Origin of the sequence: Bradyrhizobium sp. SSBR45G (genome assembly GCF_030159255.1) — a bacterium.
Taxonomy (GTDB): Bacteria; Pseudomonadota; Alphaproteobacteria; order Rhizobiales; family Xanthobacteraceae; genus Bradyrhizobium.
This window is the reverse complement of record NZ_BSCT01000082.1, coordinates 1-770: the sequence shown is the minus strand read 5'-3', so window position 1 is coordinate 770 and position 770 is coordinate 1. Positions and strand designations below refer to the sequence as shown.

Genomic DNA, 770 nt, shown 5'->3' with positions numbered 1-770 from the left:
TCTTCCCAGGCCCACCATGCTTCGCCCTTTGGGCTACGCATGGCGCAGCCATGCAGAGCCTGATGGGCGAAGCATGGTGCCCGGCGAAGCCACTTGGCGAAGACGGGCGCTCCGATCGCTTTCATCGACGATTCTGCTGCTTGGCATTCGTCTTCCGGTTATGGGGCCTTAGCTCAGCTGGGAGAGCGCGTGCTTTGCAAGCATGAGGTCGTCGGTTCGATCCCGACAGGCTCCACCACGCTTCGCCCTTCGGGCTACGCGTGGCGCGGCCAAAGGGAACGACAGCTAGAACATCTACGCAGGAGCCGAAGGGCGGAAGCGTGGTGCCCGGCGAAGCCACTTGACGAAGACGGGCTGCTGCCCATAGCGTGATCAACATTCGTCCGCGAGACAACATTTCGCACCTTCTGGTCCTCACCAGGATCGGGAAGGCTGCGTGTTATCTGACATCGTGAAGAGGAGATCGATCCGAGTAGGGTCGTGCAATGAAGTGCCACCGCGCAAGCGGTCCGCATTTCGACTTTGCACCGACGCCTTCACTATCTCCGGGTCATTTCGGCGCAGGCTGGAAGCTGTGAAGCATCCTGTCTGTTGTAAATGACTCTGTTCGCTGCGCTTGACCGCACGGCGATCGGTTCGATCTTAAGAAGCAAGCTGGTCTTTCTAATCAGTGTCCGCGCTGCTCTACGCCTTGTCCTTACGGACGGGTGAGGGCGGTGAACATTCTGCCGAGTGTGTGGACATTGATAATGAGAGCAATCAAGTGCCTT

Annotated in this window: 1 tRNA gene; it reads left to right on the top strand. The window is 58.6% G+C overall.

What is annotated here, in order from left to right:
- Positions 1-162: 162 nt before the first annotated feature.
- Positions 163-238, top strand: a tRNA-Ala gene (locus tag QQL87_RS37225).
- The last annotated feature ends 532 nt before the right edge of the window (positions 239-770 follow it).